20 protein-coding genes are annotated in these 22,316 nt (G+C 62.7%); 8 read left to right on the forward strand and 12 right to left on the reverse strand.

Annotated elements, in window-relative coordinates; genetic code table 11:
• Nucleotides 1–12: 12 nt before the first annotated feature.
• Entirely contained in the window at nucleotides 13–1,317 is a 1,305-nt protein-coding gene (gene pyrC / locus QMG80_RS20235; protein ID WP_085773550.1) for a dihydroorotase, read from the reverse strand.
• 144 nt (nucleotides 1,318–1,461) lie between these two features.
• Between pyrC and QMG80_RS20240 the strand changes: the two genes are divergently transcribed.
• The 3 genes from QMG80_RS20240 to QMG80_RS20250 all read left to right on the forward strand — a co-directional run bounded on the left by QMG80_RS20240 (nucleotide 1,462) and on the right by QMG80_RS20250 (nucleotide 2,477).
• On the forward strand, nucleotides 1,462–1,734 hold the full coding sequence (locus tag QMG80_RS20240) for a ribbon-helix-helix domain-containing protein (protein ID WP_085773551.1): 273 nt from the start codon (nucleotides 1,462–1,464) through the stop codon (nucleotides 1,732–1,734).
• A complete protein-coding gene (locus QMG80_RS20245) occupies nucleotides 1,731–2,018 on the forward strand; it encodes a type II toxin-antitoxin system RelE/ParE family toxin (protein ID WP_085770811.1) in 288 nt (95 codons plus the stop codon). The genes QMG80_RS20240 and QMG80_RS20245 overlap by 4 nt, the downstream gene beginning before the upstream one ends.
• 264 nt (nucleotides 2,019–2,282) lie before the next feature.
• A complete protein-coding gene (locus QMG80_RS20250; protein WP_085770812.1) occupies nucleotides 2,283–2,477 on the forward strand; it encodes a hypothetical protein in 195 nt (64 codons plus the stop codon).
• Between the two features lie 23 nt (nucleotides 2,478–2,500).
• Here QMG80_RS20250 and fabI read toward each other — a convergent pair whose 3' ends face one another.
• The 4 genes from fabI to QMG80_RS20270 all read right to left on the reverse strand — a co-directional run bounded on the left by fabI (nucleotide 2,501) and on the right by QMG80_RS20270 (nucleotide 5,999).
• On the reverse strand, nucleotides 2,501–3,361 hold the full coding sequence (fabI, locus tag QMG80_RS20255; RefSeq protein WP_085770813.1) for an enoyl-ACP reductase FabI: 861 nt from the start codon (nucleotides 3,359–3,361) through the stop codon (nucleotides 2,501–2,503).
• 419 nt (nucleotides 3,362–3,780) lie between these two features.
• The gene (locus tag QMG80_RS20260; RefSeq protein WP_085770815.1) at nucleotides 3,781–4,122 is read right to left on the reverse strand and encodes a hypothetical protein; all 342 of its coding nucleotides are present in this window, start codon (nucleotides 4,120–4,122) and stop codon (nucleotides 3,781–3,783) included.
• 115 nt (nucleotides 4,123–4,237) lie between these two features.
• On the reverse strand, nucleotides 4,238–5,083 hold the full coding sequence (locus QMG80_RS20265) for a hypothetical protein (protein WP_085770816.1): 846 nt from the start codon (nucleotides 5,081–5,083) through the stop codon (nucleotides 4,238–4,240).
• Nucleotides 5,084–5,429: 346 nt separating this feature from the next.
• Complete coding sequence (locus tag QMG80_RS20270; RefSeq protein ID WP_085770818.1) at nucleotides 5,430–5,999, reverse strand: hypothetical protein; 570 nt, start codon at nucleotides 5,997–5,999, stop codon at nucleotides 5,430–5,432.
• A gap of 325 nt (nucleotides 6,000–6,324) precedes the next feature.
• Between QMG80_RS20270 and QMG80_RS20275 the strand changes: the two genes are divergently transcribed.
• The 5 genes from QMG80_RS20275 (at nucleotide 6,325) to QMG80_RS20295 (ending at nucleotide 11,944) form a co-directional block, all read left to right on the forward strand.
• Nucleotides 6,325–6,675 (forward strand): HIT family protein, encoded by a 351-nt coding sequence (locus QMG80_RS20275; protein ID WP_102938060.1) that lies wholly within the window; start codon nucleotides 6,325–6,327, stop codon nucleotides 6,673–6,675.
• 79 nt (nucleotides 6,676–6,754) lie between these two features.
• Nucleotides 6,755–7,090 carry a 30S ribosomal protein S15 gene (rpsO, locus tag QMG80_RS20280; RefSeq protein WP_425351455.1) on the forward strand — a complete coding sequence of 112 codons (336 nt, stop codon included), beginning with the start codon at nucleotides 6,755–6,757 and terminating at the stop codon, nucleotides 7,088–7,090.
• 238 nt (nucleotides 7,091–7,328) lie between these two features.
• Complete coding sequence (gene pnp, locus QMG80_RS20285; protein WP_085770821.1) at nucleotides 7,329–9,482, forward strand: polyribonucleotide nucleotidyltransferase; 2,154 nt, start codon at nucleotides 7,329–7,331, stop codon at nucleotides 9,480–9,482.
• Nucleotides 9,483–9,754: 272 nt separating this feature from the next.
• The gene (locus QMG80_RS20290; RefSeq protein ID WP_085770822.1) at nucleotides 9,755–10,753 is read left to right on the forward strand and encodes a polysaccharide deacetylase family protein; all 999 of its coding nucleotides are present in this window, start codon (nucleotides 9,755–9,757) and stop codon (nucleotides 10,751–10,753) included.
• Nucleotides 10,754–10,882: 129 nt separating this feature from the next.
• Nucleotides 10,883–11,944 (forward strand): AI-2E family transporter, encoded by a 1,062-nt coding sequence (locus tag QMG80_RS20295; RefSeq protein ID WP_245300101.1) that lies wholly within the window; start codon nucleotides 10,883–10,885, stop codon nucleotides 11,942–11,944.
• Here the strand turns inward: QMG80_RS20295 and QMG80_RS20300 are convergent.
• From QMG80_RS20300 to QMG80_RS20330, 7 genes are all read right to left on the reverse strand, one after another.
• Nucleotides 11,941–14,814 carry a discoidin domain-containing protein gene (locus tag QMG80_RS20300; RefSeq protein WP_158658625.1) on the reverse strand — a complete coding sequence of 958 codons (2,874 nt, stop codon included), beginning with the start codon at nucleotides 14,812–14,814 and terminating at the stop codon, nucleotides 11,941–11,943. The genes QMG80_RS20295 and QMG80_RS20300 overlap by 4 nt on opposite strands.
• An 87-nt stretch (nucleotides 14,815–14,901) precedes the next feature.
• Nucleotides 14,902–15,468 (reverse strand): DUF924 family protein, encoded by a 567-nt coding sequence (locus tag QMG80_RS20305; RefSeq protein WP_085770824.1) that lies wholly within the window; start codon nucleotides 15,466–15,468, stop codon nucleotides 14,902–14,904.
• Nucleotides 15,469–15,578: 110 nt separating this feature from the next.
• Nucleotides 15,579–17,042: a hypothetical protein gene (locus tag QMG80_RS20310; protein ID WP_158658626.1), complete on the reverse strand. Its 1,464-nt coding sequence runs from the start codon at nucleotides 17,040–17,042 to the stop codon at nucleotides 15,579–15,581.
• Between the two features lie 178 nt (nucleotides 17,043–17,220).
• Nucleotides 17,221–18,696, reverse strand: a complete 1,476-nt coding sequence (locus QMG80_RS20315) for an efflux transporter outer membrane subunit (RefSeq protein ID WP_085770826.1) — start codon at nucleotides 18,694–18,696, stop codon at nucleotides 17,221–17,223.
• Nucleotides 18,697–18,698: 2 nt separating this feature from the next.
• Entirely contained in the window at nucleotides 18,699–20,285 is a 1,587-nt protein-coding gene (locus QMG80_RS20320; RefSeq protein ID WP_085770827.1) for a DHA2 family efflux MFS transporter permease subunit, read from the reverse strand.
• On the reverse strand, nucleotides 20,282–21,400 hold the full coding sequence (locus QMG80_RS20325; RefSeq protein WP_085770828.1) for an HlyD family secretion protein: 1,119 nt from the start codon (nucleotides 21,398–21,400) through the stop codon (nucleotides 20,282–20,284). Before QMG80_RS20325 ends, QMG80_RS20320 begins: the two co-directional genes overlap by 4 nt.
• Nucleotides 21,397–22,062 (reverse strand): TetR/AcrR family transcriptional regulator, encoded by a 666-nt coding sequence (locus tag QMG80_RS20330; RefSeq protein ID WP_085770829.1) that lies wholly within the window; start codon nucleotides 22,060–22,062, stop codon nucleotides 21,397–21,399. Before QMG80_RS20330 ends, QMG80_RS20325 begins: the two co-directional genes overlap by 4 nt.
• Nucleotides 22,063–22,316: the final 254 nt, after the last annotated feature.

Raw genomic sequence — 22,316 nt, forward strand, 5'->3', positions numbered from 1 at the left:
GCGCTTCGCCGCTCAGGCTTCGTAAACCACCTCGCCCGCAACCATCGTGAGCTTCACAACGCCTTGCAGCAGCGCCTCGTCGAAAGGCGTGTTGCGGCAGCGCGAATGGAGCTTTTCCGGATCGACCACGAAGGGCTCGTCCGGGTCGAAGCGGATAAGGTCCGCCGGCGCGCCTTTTTGCAGCCGGCCCTGCTCCAGCCTCAAAATCTCGGCCGGGCGAGACGACATCGCGGCCAAGAGCCGCGGCAGAGTCACGGCGCCCGAATGCACGAGGCGCAGCCCCGCGGCGAGCATCGTCTCCAGGCCGATCGCCCCGAACTCCGCCTCGCCGAAGGGCAGGCGCTTCGTCTCGACGTCCTGCGGATCGTGATCCGAGACGATCACGTCGATCAGCCCTTCCGCGAGCGCCCGGACGAGCGTCACCCGGTCTTCCTCGCAGCGCAGCGGAGGACGCAGTTTCAGAAAAGTGCGGTAGTGGCCGATGTCGGCCTCGTTCAAGGTCAGATGATTGATCGTCGTCCCGCAGGTGACGGGAAGTCCGCGCGCCTTTGCGGCGCGAAAAGCGTCCAATGACTGCGGCGCGGCGAGGATCGTCGCGTGATAGCGCGCGCCGGTCAGCGCGACGAGGCGCAGGTCGCGGTCGAGCGCGATGGTTTCGGCTTCGCCCGGCACGCCCGCAAGGCCGAGACGCATCGCCGTCTCGCCTTCGTTCATGACGCCACCGCCGGCGAGGTCGCGGTCCTGCGGGAAATGCGCGACGAGCGCGTCGAAGCCGCGCGCATAGGTCAGCGCGTAGCGCATGACGAGCGCATTGGCCACCGACCGGCCGCCATCGCTGAAGCACGCAGCGCCCGCCTGTTGCAGCAAGCCATATTCCGCGATCTCGCGGCCGGCGCATCCCTTGGTCAACGCCGCCATCGGCAGAACGCGCACGCGGCCCGTGTCGCGGGCGCGGCGCAGGACGAAATCAACGACGGCCGGATCGTCGACGACAGGCGAGGTCGTGGGGGAGGCGAGAATCGTCGTGACGCCGCCCGCCGCCGCGGCCAGGCTCGCGGTCGCGATCGTCTCGCGATGTTCGGCGCCCGGCTCGCCCACGAAGGCCTGCATGTCGATGAGGCCGGGGGCGACGACGTCGCCGCCGCAGTCGATGACGCGCGCGCCCTCGGGCGCGAAGGTCGCTTCAGGCCCGATATCGGCGATGCGCCCGTCGAGCGCGAGCAAGCCGCCCAGCGTCTCGCTTCCGGTCGCCGGATCGACGAGACGGGCATTTTGGAAGAGCAGCGGCGGAGGCTTTGAAGCGCGAGACTCGGGCATGACGCCGAGCAATAAGGGATTTCGAGGCGGGAGGGAATGTGGAGCCGGCTTGAGCTGGGAGGGCGGCTCTCACGGGTGGAAGACAAATGCCCCGCTGCTCTGCGACGCAGTATTTGCTACTATGAGAGCAACAAGGGAGTCGTCGTGGCCAATGTTCAAAAGCTGAGCGTGGCGCTCACGCCCGAAATCATCGCCATGCTCAAGGAAGCCGTGGCAAGTGGCGAGTACACCTCTACCAGCGAGGTGGTGCGCGACGCCTTGCGGTGCTGGAAAGCACAACGGACGGCGCATGAAGTCGACGCAGAAGAGCTGCGGCGGCTTTGGCGGGAAGGGGTTGCGTCCGAGACTTCGATAGAGGGCGAGGCTGTGTTCCATCGCCTGCGGGAAAAATACGCAAGCCAACCGAAGAAAGGATGAGCCGACTTCTCCTTACAGAGAAAGCCGTTGGCGATCTTGAGAAGTTCGGCGACGACATCGCTCTTTACAGTCCGACGGGAGCCGAGCGGATAATCGCAAGGATTGAAGAAATCGTCAGCCTCCTGCGGGATTTCCCGCGAATTGGGACCCCACGGGACGACATCGAAAGGGGAATGCGGATTTTCCCCGTCGGCAATTACCTCATTTTATTCGGCGCGCTCGACGACGGAGTCGAGATCGTACGCGTGGTCGACGGCCGCAGCCATCCGAGGCGCTGGCTGTAGAGTCGACGCGCTCCAAACTTTTCGAATCGCTCACGTTTTTCGCCTTCAGGCGACCCCTACGCAGCGTGATCCAAAGAGCGTCCGGGTCGAGCGGAATCGCGCGATCGATTGAGCTTTGGAAGCGGAGTCAGAAACAACGAACGGCCCCGGCTGCGGTCACGAGGGCGCTTGCGTACGGCCTTGGCGGTTCGAACAGTCCGCGCCATTTCCTTTGAAAACTACTCGTTTTACCGCGGGTCTTCCCGCGGGGGAAAGGCGAAGAAGATGCCCCTTGCGCAGATCATTCCCTTCGAGAGCGGCGCGCGTCCGCACCGTCTCAATCGTGAGCTCGAGAGCTGGCGCATGCGGCTGCGCCTTGCCTATGAAAGGCAATGGGACTGGCGCGCGCGCGAGATCTGCAAGCAGGAAATCCGCCGGCTGAGCGACCTCGTCCACGCGGCGCCGCCTGACGGAGAGTGAGTCGCGCGACGCGCGCTCTCTCCTTACTTATCTTGCGGCAAGAGCGACAAAAGATCCGCCATCTTGGGCGCCGCGGCGGGGTGCATCATGCCGACGACGTGATAGCCGGCGTCGACATGGAGGATCTCCCCCGTGACGCCCCGCGACATCGGCGAAAGCAGATAGACCGCGCTCTCGCCAACCTCCTCGATCGTGACGACGCGGCGCATCGGCGCGTTATACTCGTTCCACCGCAGAATGTAGCGGAAGTCGCCGATCCCCGAAGCCGCCGCGGTCTTGATCGGTCCCGCGGAGATCGCGTTGACGCGGATGTTCTTCTCGCCGAGGTCGGCGGCGAGATAACGCACGGACGCCTCGAGCGCGGCCTTGGCTACGCCCATCACATTGTAATGCGGCATCCATTTCTCGGCGCCGTAATAGGTGAGCGTCAGCATTGAGCCGCCGTCCGTCATCAGCTTCTCGGCGCGCTGCGCCAGCGCGGTGAAGGAATAGCAGGAGATCAGCAGCGACTGAGTGAAGTTGTCCGCCGTCGTGTCGACATATCGGCCGTTAAGCTGGTCGCGGTCGGAATAGGCGAGGCAATGAACGAGGAAATCGAGCTTGCCCCAGAGTCGTTCGACTTCGGCAAAGACGGCGTCGATCGTCTCGGTCTCGGCGACGTCGCAACGGCCGACGACATGCGCGCCAAGCTCGGCGGCAAGCGGCCGCACGCGCTTCTCCAGCACTTCCGCCTGATAGGTCAGGGCCAGCTCGGCGCCCGCCTCGCGGCAGGCCTTGGCGATACCATAGGCGATCGAGCGATTATTCGCGATGCCGAGGATCAGCCCCTTCTTTCCTGCGAGAACGCCGCTATGGGCGAGACGGGGCGAATCGGCTTGCGTCATCGTCGAATTCCTCGAACCTTTTGTGTTGCTTCAGGCCGCGCCCTGGCGCGCCTCTCGAACGGGATCGTTCGAACTGTGAGAATTTGCGCCAGATCAAAGCGCTGGGGCGAATTCAGATGCGCGTAAGCCCGCCAACCCTCGCGCAAATTCGCTCTAGCGCGGTTCGGCGACGAAGGAAACCCGCTCGATCGCGCCGCATTCAGCGCCATGGCGTGAAGGCGGAGCTCCGCCGCGAAAAAAGGAAACCGGCCTTGGCCTCGAGCCGAAAGCCGGTTTCCTTTTCACTTCAAAGGGCGCTTCCGCGCCTAGCGCGTTTCCCGCTCGAACGGAATCGTTCGAGCGGGAAACGCGCCAAATCAAAAAGGTGGAGCATGTCCCGGAAAACCGCTTCGCACTTTTCCGGGACATGCTCTAGACTATCAGTACCCGAAGAAGCCGTGCTCCGGGCTCGCGCCCATGGCCGGATGCAGCGTGTCCAGCATGAAGGTCCCGGCCTGATAGGTGCCGACCGGATCAACTTCCGGATAGGCGCGCATCCGCGCATATTGCGTATAGGTCCCGACGGGAACCATGGGTCCCGGGTCGAGCCAGCTGCGGCGCTCGATGACGATGGGCTGGCGGCCTCCGGCATAAACATAAGTGTAGCCATAGTCGGCCCGGTGGCGCTTGTGCTTGGTCTTCGCCTCCGCGCTCGGGACAAGGGCCGGGACAAGGGCGATGACGAGGGCGAGCGCCGTCGCGGTTCCAAAAAACTTGCGCATCTGCCGGGCTCCTTTCAAGCTCTGCCAACCCTGGAGACACTAGCCCATCGCTTCCGTAAGCGATAGGCCCGCGTCGCCGCAGAGCGGTGAAAAGCCCCCGTCTCTCAGTTCTTGGTTAGCGCGCCTTCTTTGCTGTTTTTGCGGGGAGAGCCGGGCTCGCCGCCCCGGGAGGGACGGAATGCGCAGCCATCCAATCCGCTTTCTCCGATGAGGCCGCCGCCACGGCGCAGGCCTGCCCGCGCAGCGGTTCGGCAAGCAGGAAGAACTTGTCCACGGCCGGCGCGGCGCCATTGGAGCGGAAGCTCAGTTGATCGACGAGGCATCCCAGCATTTTTCGATCGAAGGCCTGGCCCGGCCCGGCGCAGACCACGCCAGCGATTTCGACGCCGAGCTTGGCGCCGGCCAGTCGCAATGTCTGGCAGTCGCGCTCAACGCTCGCTCCTCCAAGGGTCTTGCCCGAGACTTTCGCCTCGGCGACCTCGAAGGCGCCAAAACGCGACGCAAAGGGCGACGGCGGTCCGCTCTTTACGATCTTGAGGCCGGCTTGTTCCGCCTCATGCGCGACATCGAGCGCGAATTCCGGATTGGCGCGCGCATCGCCCGAAGCCTGGCGAAGGTCGAAACGCGCGAAAGCGGCGCTTTGACCGAATTGGCCGATCGTCAGGCTGTCGATGCGCACCACCTCTTCTCCGCTCGTCGCGACGACGCGGGATAGGCCGGCAAACTCTTGTGCGGGCAGATCGAGCTGGACCGCGGGCTGCGCCGCGACGGGCGGGCGGGCTTCCGCCGCTTCGCTCGGTCCGCTCTCGCTCGGCCGTCCCGAGAAGGCCCAAAAGCCGAGAAGAACGATAACGGCTGAGGCTCCGAGCCCGAGCGAGACTCGAACGCCAAACGGTCTCGCCTCGATGGGACCCCGGCGGGGTTCGAGGAGCCACTCTTTTTCCATTCCGCTGACGCTCATGACGCAACTCCGCCAGATTGATATTCCGGAGCGATTTCCGACCGCAAAAGTCTGTCAGCTTTTGCGGGGCTCGCTTGGGCTCGCCGCGGGCGCTCGCGCGGGCGCAGACTACGGCCCGATTTCGCATCCAATTGTCGAAAATAAAGTTACCGAGCTCCCGCCTCGAGGCGGCATGGTTAAGGCGAGGTTGACGCCCTTGCGCTCGCTGGCGTGTTTGCACGGATCGTTCGAGCGCTAAGGAATGCGCTAAATCAAAAGTTGGAGCGAATTCTGATCGCAAAAAAAAAATAAGCAGCCGGCGAGACGTCCGACTGCTTATTTGCCGACTGCTCGGGAGAAGTCGCCGTCAGGCGGCAGGCTTCTTCTTGTCGAGGAAGAAATGCTTATAGGCCAGTCCGAAACCGACGACCGCCAGAACCGCGAAGAAGATCGTGATGGTCATGTCCTTGCCCGCAGTCTGGCCGACCGCGAAGGGAAAGCGCGACGTGTATTCCTTGCCGTCATCGCTCTTCGCCGTCACGAGACCGATGTAATTGCCCTCTTTGGCGAAGTTGTATTCGAAGTTCAGCGTGCCCGTTTTATATTTCTTTGGCGCCACATAGATTTCTGTGTTCGCCTCCATGTTTTCCTTGTCGTCCTTCTGGCCGACGTTGCGCAGGATGCGGATCTCGAGCGCCATGTCGCGCAGCTCATCCTGCTGTGCGTCCAGGACGATGATGGTTGGACCCACGTCCGGAATGTCGTCGCAGAAGGTCTCGCGCGACTTGATGGGCTGGTAGCCGGTGAAGGACATCGTGTCCGGCCCGATCTTCATGATGCACTGGCCCTGGTCGAGGCTGACGCCGCCATGGGCGTAGGCCTCGCCGGAGACGCCGAGCGCGGCGACCGCCAGAGCGGCGAGAAGAATCCTCTTCATGTTTCATCTCCCTTGCACTTTTTTGCGGGCGAGAGCCCTTTATTGCGCACGCCGCCCCGCCGGCGGGACCTCTGGCGGCCCTGTCGGAGCAAGCGCGCGAACCAATTTCACCTTATATCAGCTTTCTGCGGACTGTCCCGCGACGATCCGCCACATTCTGTCGGGAAGCGATTGATCTCGGCTCGCTCGCGTCGGCATTGGAGCCGCGGGCTCCCGCCCCTGGCGCCTTACCCCGGTTTCGGCGATGATGATTTGATGGCCCCGTTCACGCGCCGGCGCTCGCCGGTGAGAAGGGGGCTGACGCTTTCAATGGGGACCCGAGCTCTTGCCTACCGTCTCGTGCCCTTTCTGCTCGATCATGGCGAGCCAGGTTCTCGCCGAGAATGGGCTGGCGATCGCAATTCGCGACAAATATCCCGTACGCCCGCTGCATAGCCTGATCCTCACGAAGCGCCACGTCGCCGACGTTTTCGCGGCCTCTGCCGAAGAGCGCGAAGCCATGCATTCGCTCGCGGACAGCTTGACTGCAGCGATCAAGCGCGAGGACCCGACCGTCTCAGGCTTCAATTTCGGCTCGAATATCGGCGCGGTTGCGGGGCAGAAGATTTTCCACGCGCATCTCCACCTGATTCCCCGACGCCCTCATGAAGCGCCGCCTCCGGCGGCGAAGCCCTGAAACAGCGCCCCTATCGCAGGCCGTCCTTTATGCTATAAGCCGCGCCAGCCCGGGATAGCCGGGCCCCGCTCAGGCGACCGTGCTGGACGACATCCCGGCAAAGGCCCTCCTCGAGCGGACGAACCGAAGAAGAAAGGAACCGCCGATGTCGATCACCGCCGAGCGCAAGCAGGCGCTCATTAAAGAATATGCGACGAAGCCCAACGATACGGGTTCGCCCGAGGTGCAGGTCGCGATTCTCACCGAGCGCATCGTTAATCTCACCGAGCATTTCAAGTCGCATGTGAAGGACAATCACTCGCGCCGCGGCCTGCTCAAGCTCGTTTCGCAGCGCCGTCAGCTGCTCGATTACGTGAAGCGCGGCGACGAACCGCGCTACCGTGCGCTGATCGAGCGTCTCGGCATCCGCCGCTAGTTTTCGCGCGGAATTGACTGCCTCCACCTCTCCCCGCCCGCGGGGAGAGGCGCTCGCCGCAATCGCGGCGCCAAAGGCCAAGGGCAATCGGGCCTGCGGCCCAGAGAGCCAAACCTGCGTCAGGGCAGGATCGCCAGACGCTGCGTGAGAAGCCCCGCGCTTTTTGACGTTCTCCGCAGCCTCTCGCCGTCTTGCTCATGACGATCCCAAGGCTCGCTTCATGAGAGAAAGACCCTCAATGTTCGAAATCCATCGCGAAGAGATCGATTGGGCCGGGCGCAAGCTCGTGCTGGAGACCGGCAAGATCGCCCGCCAAGCCGATGGCGCAGTGCTCGCGACCTGGGGCGAGACGACTGTGCTCGCCACCGTCGTCTCGGCCAAGTCAGCCAAGCCTGGGCAGGACTTCTTCCCGCTCACTGTCAACTATCAGGAGAAGGCCTTCGCCGCCGGCCGCATTCCCGGTGGATACTTCAAGCGTGAGGGCCGTCCGTCAGAGCGCGAGACGCTGGTCTCGCGACTGATCGACCGGCCGATCCGGCCGCTCTTCGTTGACGGCTACAAGAACGAGACGCAGGTCATCCTGACCGTGCTGTCGCATGATCTCGAGAATGATCCCGACGTCCTCGCGATGGTCGCCGCCTCCGCCGCGCTGACGCTCTCGGGCGTGCCCTTCATGGGCCCGATCGGCGGGGCGCGGGTCGGCCACATCAACGGCGCGCTGAAGGTCAATCCGACGATCGAGGAGATGAAGAATTCGACGCTCGACCTCGTCGTCGCCGGCACCGCCGACGCGGTGCTCATGGTCGAGTCGGAGGCCAAGGAGCTTTCCGAGGAGACGATGCTCGAGGCGGTGATGACCGGCCATCGCGGCTTCCAACCCGTGATCGACGCGATCATTCGCCTGGCCGAGCGCGCCGCCAAGGAGCCGCGCGACTTCTCGCCGCCGGCCAAGGAGGAAGTCGCCGCCGCCGTCGCCAAGATCGGCGAAGCGGAGCTTCGCGAAGCCTATAAGATTACCGTCAAGCAGCAGCGCTATGCGACGGTCGACGCCGTCAAGGCGAAGGTCTTCGCGGCGCTCGCGCCGGAGGGCGCCGAGGCGAAGTTCTCGAAGGAGCAGATCGACGAGGCGTTCCACGATCTGCAGGCTAAGGTCGTGCGCTGGAACATTCTCGACGACGGACTGCGCATCGACGGGCGCGACGTGAAGACCGTGCGGCCGATCGTCTCCGAGGTCGGCATTCTGCCCCGCGCCCATGGCTCGGCTCTGTTCACGCGCGGCGAGACGCAAGCGCTGGTCGTCGCCACGCTCGGCACGGGCGAGGACGAGCAGTTCGTGGACTCGCTCGAGGGCACGTACAAGGAGCGCTTCTTGCTCCATTACAACTTCCCGCCCTATTCGGTCGGCGAAACGGGCCGCATGGGCTCGCCCGGACGTCGTGAGATTGGACACGGCAAGCTCGCCTGGCGCGCGATCCGCCCGGTGCTGCCGGCTCCGGCGGAGTTCCCCTACACGCTGCGGCTCGTCTCCGAGATCACCGAGTCGAACGGCTCTTCGTCCATGGCGACGGTCTGCGGCTCTTCGCTCGCGCTCATGGACGCCGGCGTCCCGATGAAGCGGCCGACGGCCGGCATTGCGATGGGACTCATCCTCGAGGGCGAGCGCTTCGCCGTGCTCTCCGACATTCTGGGCGACGAGGATCACCTGGGCGACATGGACTTCAAGGTCGCCGGCACGTCGGAAGGCGTGACCTCTCTGCAGATGGACATCAAGATCGCCGGCATCACCGAGGAGATCATGCGGGTGGCGCTGGCGCAGGCCCGCGACGGCCGCATGCACATCCTCGGCGAGATGTCGAAGGCGCTCTCGAGCTCCCGCGCCGAGCTCGGCGAATTTGCGCCGCGCATCGAGACCCTGAAGATCCCGACGGAAAAGATCCGCGAGGTGATCGGCACGGGCGGCAAGGTGATCCGCGAGATCGTCGAGAAGACGGGCGCCAAGGTCAACATCGAGGACGACGGCACGGTGAAGGTCGCTTCCTCCGACTCCAATTCGATCAAGGCGGCGATCAATTGGATCAAGTCGATCGCCTCCGATCCGGAGGTCGGCCAGATCTACGAAGGCACGGTGGTCAAGACGGCGGAGTTCGGCGCCTTCGTGAACTTCTTCGGCTCAAAGGACGGCCTCGTCCACATCTCGCAGCTCGCGGCGACGCGCGTCGCCAAGACGACCGACGTCGTCAAGGAAGGCGACAAGGTCAAAGTGAAGCTCTTAGGCTTTGACGATCGCGGCAAGGTGCGCCTCTCAATGCGCGCGGTCGATCAGACGACCGGCGAGGACATCGAGGCCAAGGCCGCGAAGTCCGACGGAACCGGCGCGCAACCGCAAGTTTGAGCGGAAGACCGCCGGAACCGAGAAAGGGCCAGAAAGCCCGCTAGAGCTTATATATCAATCACGCAGCTGCGTTCGGGCGTTTTCCGCCTGAACGCAGCCTGCTCGCCGGGCGCAAGCTGCGGGAAATCCTCGTCTGCCAGTTCTCCTGTTTGACTGCTTATTGACGCCAGATTCGCACAAGGCTCAACTTAGAAACACGCGCTGATCGGATCCGCTTGGCTCCTGCATCCGCCAGCCACGCCTCAATGACTTGATCCGGGTCAGGAGGAGAGATGTCTCAGGCAAATGCTTCGGCGGTGAGCCATGCGGCTTGCGCAAAGGTCGCCTCGGTCGCGCGGCGGGCGCTCTTTTATGCGTTACAGACGGAAATTCCCGTGGCGGCGAAGCTTGCGAGCATCCAGGCGAGGCGAGCGCTCACGATCCTATGTCTCCATGGCGTCGCCGAAGGTCAGGGCGCCTATGTCTCGATGACGCCCGCGCTGTTCGATGATTTGATTGCTTGGTTGAAGAAGCGCTTTCGGATTATCGTCTTTGCCGATCTCGAAACTTTTGAACCGGGCGGCAAACCGCCGTTGATCCTTTCCTTTGACGACGGTTACAAGGACTTCATCGAGATCGTCGCGCCAATCCTCGAAAAACATGGCGTTCGCGTCAATCTCAACGTTTTGCCGGGCGCGATCGAAAGCGGTTTGCCGCCGATGAATGTGATGTTGCAGGATTTTATCATATCCGCTCCCGCAGCCTTATTGGGCGAGACGCCGCTGCCGGGACTTCCCCAAGGCGCGGATCCCGAGAACCGCGCCGCCGCTTGCTTGCGAGCCTCCGCCGCGCTCAAGAATCGATCGATATCCGAGCAAAAAACCATGTTCGCCGAGTTGCAGCGAAGCTTCTCACGATTCGAAGGATTTCGTCCCACGCAGATGATGACCCTGCAGGACGTCCACGAGATCTCCTCGATCCACGAAGTCGGCGCTCATTCCTTCGAGCACGCAAGCATGGCCTTGGAAAGCGACCATTTTTTGCGCGAAGACGCGCACAAATGCAGAGATTATTTTCTGGCGAACCTCGGCTACGCGCCGTCGATTTACGCCTTTCCGAACGGCTTCGCGCGCTCGGGTCAGGCAGAGATCCTGCGCGAAGCCGGATATAAGCACCTCCTGCTCGTCGGACAGGATTATTCGCGCCTTGACGCCCGAGTGCATCCTCGCTTCGGCGTATATGCGAGAAGCGAGTTCGAAGCGCGCGCGCGGGCGGTGGGCTGGTCCCGCTAGAGCGCGATGCGAAAAAGTGGAAGCCGGTTTTTCGCGCAATCGCGCTCGAGTTGCGCGCTCTGCTAAGCTGGCCCGCTCCAAAAGCCCGCCTATGAATAAGGATGACCGGTTCGCTTCCCGCTGGCTTCCATGCCGATCAGCACTGCAGAATTCTCCCATCGCGCCATCATCTTCATTACGCTCGCGCTCACGCCGCTCGTCGTCTGGCTGCTGTTCGACGTTGTGCTGATGGTGACGGGCGCCGTCCTGATCGCCGTGCTGCTTCACCTCGTCGCCTGGCCCTTTCGCAAGATCAGATTGCCGAGAGCTCTGGCGCTTGCGGTTGCCGGATTCTTGATTCTCATCGTGCTCCTTGGCGTTTTCTATCTCTTCGGCAGCGGCATGGGTAACGAGTTCCAGGAGATCATGAGTCGCGCCGAGGCGGGACAGAAGCAGCTCACCCAGATGCTTCAAGGATCGACATTCGGAAAGACGGTGCTTTCGCATGTCCAACAGGGCACTTTCTCCCTGCCCGACCTCTTCGCGCGGGCCTTCCGAATCAGCGCAAGCTTTTTGGCTGGCGCGGCCATCGCCATCGTCGCTGGCGCTTTCATCGCCGTCGAGCCGGAGCTTTATCGTCAAGGCCTGAGCCTGCTCTTTCCGCAGCGCTACCGCGGAAGCGCCGACGAAACCCTCGATTATCTTGCCGGCGCGCTAAGGCTCTGGACGATCGGTCAGCTAATCGACATGGCGTTCGTCGGCGTCACGATCGGCGTCGCCTCCTGGTTCGTCGGCTTGCCTTCAGCCTATGCGCTTGGCGCGATCGCAGGCGTCGCACAATTCGTCCCCTACATCGGCTCAATCGTCGCATTTATTCCCGCCGCGCTTGTTGCGACGACAATCGACTGGAGCACGCTGGCGTGGACAGCCATCGCTTATTTTCTCGTTCATCAGTTCGATGGTTATGTGTTCATGCCGATCGTCCAGCGGCGCATGGTGTCCGTGCCGCCCGCGCTCATGCTCGTGAGCATCGTCGCGCTTGGCGAAGCCTTCGGCATCACGGCGACGATCTTCGCCGCGCCCATTACTGTCTCGATCTACGTGCTGGTGACGAAGCTCTACGTGCGCGAGACGCTGCACGAGGAAGTCGCCGTGCCCGGCGAGGCGGGCGTCAAAGCGCTGGCCGATGAGCGGAGTTCCGCAGCTGATTAGAAAGCGATCGTCAGCCGGCTAAAGCTTTTCGACACGATAAGATCTCGCTCGAGCTGACAAGACCGCCCATCCGCTTGAGCGCATATTGCGCCGGCATATCGAAAAGTGATCCGGTCGGGCGCCGGCCCCGACAAGGCGAGCTCGACCGTCACCCGCCCCTCGCCGCGCTGAGCCTTGAGGTTGAGCGCGCCGAAAGCGGTTGGCAAGTCGCGCAGCCTGATCCCCTCCCCTTCCCACCAGCTCTCAGGGACGGCGCGAAACAATTCGAGCGTTCCGCCGTCTTCCCGCACCAGCATCCTTCGCATGGCGGTGGCGAATTCGGCGCCGATCCAGCTGTGGGGCATATCGCCGATATATTCCGGCGCGCGCGGATCGCTCCAGACGACCTCGGCCCATTGCCGCCAGCCCGCAGGCCTGCGGCAGGCGAGCATGGCGGCGAGCAGACGAAAGGCGTCGTCGCGCCGGCCCAAAGACGCAAAGGCGTTGAGGTTGCGCAGCAAATAGGGGCTGTAATTCCCCTCGAACGCCGGCCCCGAAAATTGCTCGATCTGCGCGGCCACGAGGTCAAAGGTCGCCTCGACGAATTCCGCCGGCAAAACGTCCTCGACGCGGCAGGGCTCGAAGGCGATTGCGGTCGAGCTGGGATCGACGTCTTCTCGGTCGGCGGACGCCGCGATGAGCCCTCTGCCCATGAGCTCAGAGGTCACGCGCAGGGAGCGTGCGAGCGTCTCGGCAAATGCGCGGCCTTTGGCCCTCGCCTGTTCGGCGATCTCGAGCTCCCCGGCCTCACGGGCCAGATATTCGCAGTTTCGCCAAGCGCTCAAAGCGAAGAAGTCGTCCCAATAGCTGTAAGAGGGCTTGCTGTAACCCTCATGACTGATCGACGGCGCCACGAGGCCGCAGCAGCGCGAGTCGCGCTCGCGTCGCGCATCGGTTTTCGCGCAGAGCGCCTCGATGAACTGGGTCGCCCGAACCACGGGTTCAAAAACAGCGTCGAGGAAGACTCGATCTTTGCTGACCCGGTACACCTCCGCAGCGACGCCGACGAATTCACCCTGCGCGTCATATTCAATATCGCTGCCATAACCGCGGTTGACCGTTCCGTCCGGATTGAGGATCGGCGGCGCCAAGCCGTTCTCGTAGATGCGTTTGGAGTACCAGACGACATAGGACTTGGCTTCCTCGATCAGTCCCGCCCACAGCAAGGCGAGCGCCTGCGAAGAGCCGTCGCGTATCCATATGCGGTCGTAGTTTCGCGGGCCGGGCCTAAAGGCGAAGCGCGTCGCATTGACGAGAATGAGCGCGATCTGCGCCTCGATCGTGTCGCTGATCTCTTGATCGCCGACGGTGATCCTTCTTGCGCCCAACTTATTTCGCCACAAGCCGGCGACCGTGTTCCTTAGGGCGGAGAAGGCCGCCTCCGCGTGAGGCGCAATCTCGGCGCTCAGGGGAGACGCGGCGACGACGGCGACATCTTCGCCGGGGTCCAAGGAGAAGGCGAATTCGCAGGCGGCGCTGAGCAAACCTGAATCAGAACGAAGGTTCCGGGTAGTCGGTTGGGGGCCGTGCTCCAGGAGCCTTAGGACATCTCCTCCCTCGAAGTCTGCGATCGTCACGACATCCGGTTCTCGCGAGAAAGCGGCGTAGTGAGAATCGTTGATCCGCATGTTGACGCCCTCGACGCTGATCGCGTTGACGAGCGCGTGACCGCCATGTTGCCAGTAGGGATTGATCTGCACGGGGCGCACCGTCAGCACGAGCGCGCCCTCTCGCCGCGCGTCGCCACGATTGGCGATCCGATATTCCACCATCGCCTGCTCTTCATGCGCTAGCGCCGTCGCGTGAAGCTCCAGACCTTGCGTCGACCAGACGACGTTGGGAATGGGCAGCGAGCCCTCGACCAGGCATTGGCTGACGGTTTCGCTTGCGGGGGCGCCATGCAGGCCGTCGCCCAGGCGCAAGAGCGGCATGAGCTGAGCGAAGCCGCGCTGCGCTTCGAGATTTCCATATTCGTCGAAGAGCGCTTCCCCGTCCTGATTCAACTCCCCGAGCACCGTCCAATAGACTTGGCGGCCGAGCAGCGATTGCGGGTAAAGATCGGCGCGCCCCTTGCGCGCCGCACGTTCCAGCTGCCCGATCGGCATTCGATCCTTGTTCAGGATCCGGAGCTTCAGCTCCTTGACGATCGCGCCTTCGGGCGCGCTGGCCGCATGCAGGCTCAGGCGAAAATAACGGCTTGTCGTCGAGCGCCACCAAAAACTGTCCGTGCCGCCGTCGCCGGTGGTCATGCGCCCCACCTCCCGGAAGTTCTCGCCGTCGTCGGAAAGATGCACGGAAAAAACAACGCCGAAGCGCTCGCCCCACTCGACAAGGGCTCCAAGCGGAGATCTCACATAGCCGAAATCGACTGTTATGCTCTCTCCGGCCAGAAGCGCGATCGGCGCATGGCCAAGAGCCGCGACGCGGCCCCCCTCGAGCACAGAGGCCGCATCCGCAGGATCATAGAGATTGATCTGGACGATCTCCGGCGGCCGCGCCTCTGTGGGCGTTTCGCAGCTCCAGCGCAGGAAGCGCGCCGCGACGGGCGGGAAAGCGAAAACGTCCTGTCCGCCTTCGCCGTGACGCGTGCTGCAGAGATGTGACCACGACCGCCCATCGAGAGAAGTCTCGAATCCATATTCACTCGCCGCCTGACCGCCCCAATAAACCTCCAAACCGCCCAAAGTCGCGGTCCTCCCGAGGTCGATCTCGAGCCGGGCCTTTTTTGACGGTTCTGAAGCCCATGCGGTTGCATAGCAGTCGTCGATGGCTCGCCGCGCATCGCCGCTGCTGGCGGTGGCCTTCCACAAGCTCTTCGGCGGAACTTTCATGAGCGCTCCGCGGCCAGTTTCCAGCGGCCGCAGGCCCAATTAAGGCTTGCCTTGGGGCTTTCGACAAGGGCTTTCGACAGGGACAACTCAGCAGAAAGGATTCTTCAAAAACTCCTCTTCGGCTTTCGTGCTTTTACGCCCCAGCGCTCCATTCCTATCCGGGAAACGGCCAAACCGAATAATCTGATCCCGATGGCAGAGCGCGTGCTGAAGGGACGTCGCGTCGCCGAGCCTTACGAACAGATCCACGCTTCTTTCCTGCAGCTCCAAATCTTCAGCATGCTCAAAAGGGAGATAGAAAAAAAGCTTCTGGACCGTCAACACATTCATGTCGAAGCGCTTCTCGATCGCATATTCCGCCAGCATCCTGGCTTTGGAGTCGTTGGCGAAGGCTCCTGCTGCGCCGCGAAAAATGTTTCTCGAAAACTGATCGAGCAAAATGATCAGCGCCAAGGTCCCCATCTGAGTCTGCTTTAGATCGTCCAACGCTCCCGTTGCGGCGAGCCGGTTGGCCTCCGAAAACCTCTGCCTTATCTCCTGGTCGAACCCAGGAGTTGCTGCAAACCATATTTGACGCCGGCTCCCCAATTCTGCCGAGTCCGCCGAGCCGAACCAGAAATCGAGGACCTCCCGCACGAGAGGGTTGCTGTCCATCTCGGACCTCCGCCCTTTGGCGTTGAGCAACAGATCGGCGCGCCGCGACGTCAGCCGTCACGCGCCTTCGGGCGGATGCACGCGACATTGCCTTGGCGCTTATCCTAATTCTACCTTGCAAGCGGCGCGCCCGAATATTCATTGTACCTTTTCGCCGCGCCCGACGGGCGGATCGCGAAGAGCGCAGGCTGATCCGCGGGACCGATCGCTTTCCACCACATGGGAAGCGACTTGAACGCGAACACCATGTCGAAGTCTGTCGCGATCGAGCCTGTGTCAGGGTCGAAGGGTTCTGTTCCCAAACGGTCTTGGAACCAGCGGAACCAATCCTTGGACCCTGGCGCCGGTGAGCAAATATAGGGGTCGTCCGGCTTGCCGTCCGGGCAGGGTCTGAAGGGCGGTCCGGCTTTCGGGTTGGGATAGGACGGGAGGAGGAACGACAGCATCTTATGTTGCACCGGCTGCCACTGCGCCGGCGAATGGCAGCTCATACAGGACGAGTCCGGTGCATTCAGCATCACGTTATCCCCGACCTGGATGTTGTTTCTGGCGCCGTCGTTGGGGCCCGAAAGCCGTCCGCCCCATCCCAAGGTTTGCGTCGCATAGAACGGCGCCACCGGATTGATCCAGTTCTCCTTGAGTGGAGGCGGCGGGTTGAGCGCCGAATTGACGTCGGGATCGTTGCCCCATTGCGCGCCGAGGGGAACCATTTTGTCCCAGGCGTCCTTGCCCGGCGCGTCCGCATCATAAACAAGCGTGGCGAACACCCAGCCCGTTTTAGGAGCTGCGACGGAGTCCTTCACGATAATGTCGAACTGCATGACGTAGCCGTTAACGACTGTCCGCGCGGCGCCCTGCTGGCCTTCCGGGATTGCGATGTAAAGCGGCCACTGCGCCGCACCCTGCGTTACCCCCGGCCACCAGTCGCTTTGTTTTTTTGGATCGTCCGAAACGAAAATCGCGGCTTTGACAATGACCGAGCCTTCGTCGAACTGAAAGTTCTCTGTCTTGATTTCGGGATTCATTGCGTCGGCCTTCCACACCTTGTGGAGCGAGTAGGCCGCGCGCTCGTCATAGTAGGTCAGCACATGCGTATCGAAAGTCACCTTTAAACCGGTGTTGGGAAATGATTGATCATCAAAATTGCCCGCGGAATATGTCCCGTGAATGCTTTCGCGACGAGAGCCCAGCCACGGCTCAGTGTACCAATGCGCCGCAGCGGCATCCCAGCTCGCGTAATTCAAGAAGAGCTTTCTCGCGTTTCCGCCCACGTAATCCTTTAGGGCAGCCACGTAGGCAGCGGCGTTATCTTGGTTGATCCGGCCACCTCCGATGGCTTTCGACCAGGGCGGATTAGAAATTGGCGGAAGCGCTTGCTGCGGCCAAGCATGACTAAGCTTGAATAATGGACCACTATATTGGTCTGGCGGTGGTATGAAGCCATCATTTGTCAAGAAAGGGTCTTTTGGAACGGCCTCGATAAGCTCAGATTTAAACGCTTCTGCGAAAGCACTTTGCGCAGCTGAACATATTGATAAAAACAACAACATCGCGAAGGCCGAATGCTTACGCATTATCGACTCCTATGAGAATTATATAAACATATCCGACTATAAGAGAGTAGCACGTCTGATATTTAGGCGCAAGCCGATATCTGGGGAAAGCGTCATAACAAGGCGTTTGCGGACGCCCGGAGCACCATAGCCGGAGCCCTTTTAGCGAAGCCTCTCTATCCCGCCGACGCACGAGCGATCAAGGCAGCGCCTCTTCCCAGCCGCCGCCGAGCGCCTTGTAGAGCGTCACGAAATCCGTCGCCACCGCCGTGCGGCTCTGCGCCTCCTGCAATTCCGCCTGCAGCGTCGCGCGCTGCGCGTCGAGCACGTTGATAAAGGGTGAAACGCCGGTCTTGTATCGCGCCCGCGCAAGCGTGAGCGCCTCGCGCTGATGCGCCGCTTGCGCCTTGAGGCGCGCGTGCCTCGCCTCTTCCTCTCGATAGGCGACCATCGCGTCGACGACCTCGGTCCAGGCGTTCAACACGGCTTTGTGGTAATTGATTGCGGCTTCCCGAGCCTGCGCGTCGCGCAGCTCCAATTGAGATTTCAGGCGCCCCGCGTCGAAGATCGGCACGGTGACCGACGGTCCAATCTGATATTGAAACGAATGCCCTTCGAGGAGCTTTCTCGCATCGAGCGCGCTGGCGCCGACCGATCCGTTGAATTTGAACGTCGGATAGAATTCGGCGACCGCGACGCCGATATTTGCTGTCGCCGCATGAAGATCGGCTTCGGCGCGGCGGATGTCGGGGCGACGCCGCGCAAGGTCGGAAGCCAAGCCGACCGGGGGATGGGGCGGCGAGAAAAGCTGCGGGCCGGTAAAGGCCAGCTCGCCGCGCAGCGCCTGCGGCGGCTGGTCGAGCAGTCGTCCGATGGCGTCGATGAGCGCCGATTCCTGACTGTCGAGGCTCGGCAACTGGGCGCGGGTGCTCTCGACCTGCGCCGCCGCGTTTTCGACGTCGAGATAGGTCACGACGCCCCCTTGGGCGCGCGTCTTGGTGAGCTCCAGAATTTCCTGGGCGCTCGCGAGATTGGCCTTGGTGATCTCGATCTGCGCTTCGGCGCCGCGCAGCTCCGCATAGTCTCGCGCGAGCTCGGCGACCGTCGCGATCAAGGTGTCGCGAGCCTGGAACTCCGACGACTCGACCTGCGCCTGCGAGGATTCCACCTGTCGGCGCACATGGCCCCATAGGTCGATCTCCCAGGAGGCGTCGAAGCCCGTCTGCCACAAGCCGAACGCCGGGATATACGGCACCGGCTGGCCGTTGTTGAAGGCGCGGCCGAGCGCGATCAGACCATTCTGGCTCATGAGCTGCCGCGTGTATTGCGCGGAGCTGTTGATCGTCGGCAGCAGCGCCGCGGCGGCGGCGTTACGTTGCGCTCGGCTCTCCCACAGCCGCTCCGACGCCACGCGCACGTCGAGATTGTCCTCGGCAACGCGCTCGATCAGCGAGCAGAGCTTCGGGTCTCTGAATTGGCGCCACCAATTGGCCTCGAGGCTCGGCGGCTCCGGGGCGAGATCCACGGATTGGGGCTCGGGTTTGCCGAAGAAGGACTTCTGCGGCAGCATCGGATCAGGCGGGCTGAAATCAGGACCGACGCTGCAGCCGGAGAGCGTGGCGATGAACGCCACGATTGCAGCCGTGCGCAGGAACCAAGCCGTCTTCTTCCGCATGGTCAATGCGCCCCAGCCGGCCCGCCGCCGCCCTTGCGGGACGAGAGCAGGAGAATGCAGAACGGCGCCACGGCGAAGGAGATGATCCCCGCGATGAGAAACACGTCCGAATAGGCGAGAGTCGCGGCTTGGTCCTGATAGACCTGATAGACCTTGCCAAGCGCCTCCTGATGCGCGGCGCTCGCCGTGCGCCCCATCGTCAGGAGCGACCGCTCGTAAGTCTCAACGAGCGCGTTGAAGGCTTGATTTTGCGAGCTCGCCCATTGCGACAGATAGGCCTGATGCACTTGCGAGCGGCGAAGGATCAGCGCGCTCGCGACAGAGATGCCGATGGAGCCGAAGACATTGCGCAGCATGACGAACAGCGCCGTGGCGTCGCCATTGAGTTGGCGCGGCACATTGGCGAAGGCGATCGTGCTGATGGGAACGAACAGGAAGGCCAGTCCCAGGGTCTGCGCCGCGCGAAGGAACATCAGCGACGTGAAATCCATGTCTGTCGTGAGCCGCATCGAATAGAAGAAGGACGCGCCCATGCAGAGAAAGCCGAGCGCAATCAGAAACCTTGTCTGCACGAGCGGCATGATGCGCCCGACGATCGGGATCATGAAGATGATCATGAGCGCGCCCGGCGACAGCACCAAGCCCGACCAGGTCGCGTTGTAACCGAGAAGCGTCTGTGTGAACTGCGGAATAACGACCGCGCCCGCATAGAGCACGCCGCCCGTCGCGGCGATGCAGACGCAAGACATGGCGAAGTTGCGATCTTTGAGCACCGAGAGGTCGAGGACCGGCTTACGGGCCGTGAGAAGCCAGGCGATCGCGCCGATGATGCCGAATGCGGCCAGAGCGGAGGTCGTGCGGATGAACGACGAATCCAGCCAATCCTCATCCTGGCCGCGGTCTAGCGTCAACTGAAGCGCGCCGAGGCCAAGCGAGATCAGCGCCAGCCCGATATAGTCGATGTCGCCGAGATGGCTCCGCGGAAGCCAGGGCGGATCCTCGACGAGCATCGAGATGAGGACCACCGCGACGGCGCCGACGGGAATATTGATGAAGAAGACCCAGCGCCAGCTATAGGTGTCGGTGATGTATCCGCCGAGCGTCGGCCCCAGCACGGGCGCGACGATGGTCGCAATGGCGGTCACGCCGAAGGCCGCGGCGCGCTTATCCGGGGGGAAAGTGTCGAGAATGATCGACTGCTGGCTCGGCTGCATGCCGCCGCCGAAGAACCCTTGCAAGAGCCGGAAGACCACGAGTTGCCCAAGGCTCGTCGCCGCGCCGCACAGGAAGGAGCAGACGGTGAACATGAAAACGCAAATGACGAAGTAGCGCTTGCGCCCCAGAAGCGACGAGAGCCAGCCCGATATCGTGAGCACGATGCCGTTCGCGAGCAGATAGGAAGTCAGCGCCCAGGTCGATTCATCGTAGCTCGCTCCGAGGCTGCCGGCGATGTGCGGAAGCGAGACGTTGACGATCGTCGTGTCGAGAATCTCCATGAAAGCCGCGAGCGTGACGACAACGACGATCGCCCAAGGATTGGCCTTTGGCTTCCAGTCGTGATGCTCGTCGACTGCAAGGGCTTCGCTCATTTGAGGAAGACCTTGGGCGTGACCGAGATGCCGAGCGGCAGGGGAACCTCCGGATCGAGCCCGGAGTCGATGACGATCTTGACAGGGACGCGCTGCACGATCTTGACGAAATTGCCGGTCGCGTTTTCGGGCGGAAAGGCGGTGAACTTGGAGCCAGCGCCAAGCTGAATGCTGTCGACATGACCTTTGAGCTTGAGCTGCGGATAGCCGTCAACCTCGATGTCGACCTTCTGGCCGGGCCGCATCCGCTTGAGCTGGTTCTCCTTGAAGTTTGCGGTCACCCAGACTTCGGGAGAAACGATCGACATGACCTGCTGACCGGCCGTGACATAGTTTCCCGCCTCGACATTGCGCTTCGTCACCCAGCCGTCCTGCGGCGCCGTGACATTTGTCCAGGCCAGATTGAGATTGGCCTGATCCAGTCGGGCTTGCGCCGATTGCACCTGACCTTCGAGCTGGCCCACCTGCGTATCCGCTTCTCCGATACGCTGCGGCACGGGTTGGTTCTGCAGCACCTGCGCGTCAGCGAGCGCGACTTGCGCTTTCGCCTGCTTTAAGGCGGCCGCCGCGGCGTCGATCTCTTGTTGCGTCGTCGCCTTCGCGGGCAGGCTCTTCTGACGCTGGTAGTCAGCGGCGGCGCGCGCCTCGACAGCCTGAGCGTTAGCGAGCTGCGCTTGCGCCTGCGCGAGCTGGGCGGGGAAATTTTTGCGAGCGATCTCGGCGCCGTAACGAAACCCCTGATATTGCGCCTTTGCCGTATCCAAGGCGCCCTTGGCCGAGTCGCGGTCGATCAAGAATTGGCGTTGGTTGATGCGAATCAGGGGATCGCCCTTGCGGACGAATTGATTGTCCCGCACGCTCAGCGTGTCGACTTGCCCCGCGACTTGCGGCGCGATGGCGATCGCGCGTCCATCGGTGAAGGCGTCATCCGTGGATTCCACGTTGCGCGACGAGATCCAGTAATAGGCCCCTCCTCCAATCAAGAGCAGGATCAGGGCGGCGCCGATCTGGAGCCGGAAACCGCCGACTTTCTTCGATGCCTGAGCGAGCCCGCCGCCTTTTGACGGCTGGCCTTTGTCCTCATCCCTCTTGCCGGGTGCTTCGGCTTGGGTCATTTCGGGAACAGGCCTCCCGTGAGAAGCGTGACGACATGCCGTTCAAAGGCTTCGCGCGCAAGCGGCGTCGTGGCGGTTAAGCCACCGGCGAGGGGCAGAAGCGTAAGGGCCACGATCGAGACGAATACGAGAGAAGGCTCCACTCCGCCAGCGAACAATCCCTGACGCCCCCAGCTTTCCAGACGTCGATCCGCTTTTTCCGTCCCGCTTTCCTCAAGCCCCTTCAGCACCCGCTCTCGGAGCGCGCCCCCTTCGCTGAGCATCTCGCGCACCCAAAGCGGCGGCAGACATGGACATTCGTCGACGGCCTCGAGCAGCCGCCGAACCAGGCCGGCGATGATCGCCGGGGGTTCCCTCCTCTCCACGCGGAAGGCTTGGTTGATCCGGATTGCGAGCGGAAGAAGCCGCTCCTCCACCACAGCGTCGAGAAGCTGCTCGCGGCTGCGGAAATAATAGTGAGCCATCGCCGCCGTGAGACCAACGTGGTCGGCGATCATCCGAAGCGTCGTGTTCGGGACCCCCTGCTGGGCGAAGAGCGTCAGGGCTGCATCCAGGAGCAAGGCGCGGCGATCGGACTTGCCTGTCGGACGGCCGGGACGCCGGGGCGCGATCGTCTCCGCCTCCCGAGGGGGCGCTGGGACCAAATACTCAGCCGTTTGCATGGCTCGAATCTCCTCGCCCCTTTCGATCGGCGCATTTAATTAACTCATCAATTAATTTTTTGCAAGCCAAGTTCACGCTGGTCTGCGCAGGCCGCCGTCCCGCGCATGGAATCTTCCGCAAAATCCCGCGCGCTTCCCCAGGGCGTCTCCCACCCGAAGGGTCGTTCGCGCGAAGGGGAAGCTCGCTAAATCAAAAGTTAAAGCGAGCTCTCGCAGCGCACGAACACGCGGTTGCGAGGAGGCGGACCCTTATC

The organism is Methylocystis bryophila (assembly GCF_027925445.1).
Lineage (GTDB): Bacteria > Pseudomonadota > Alphaproteobacteria > Rhizobiales > Beijerinckiaceae > Methylocystis > Methylocystis bryophila.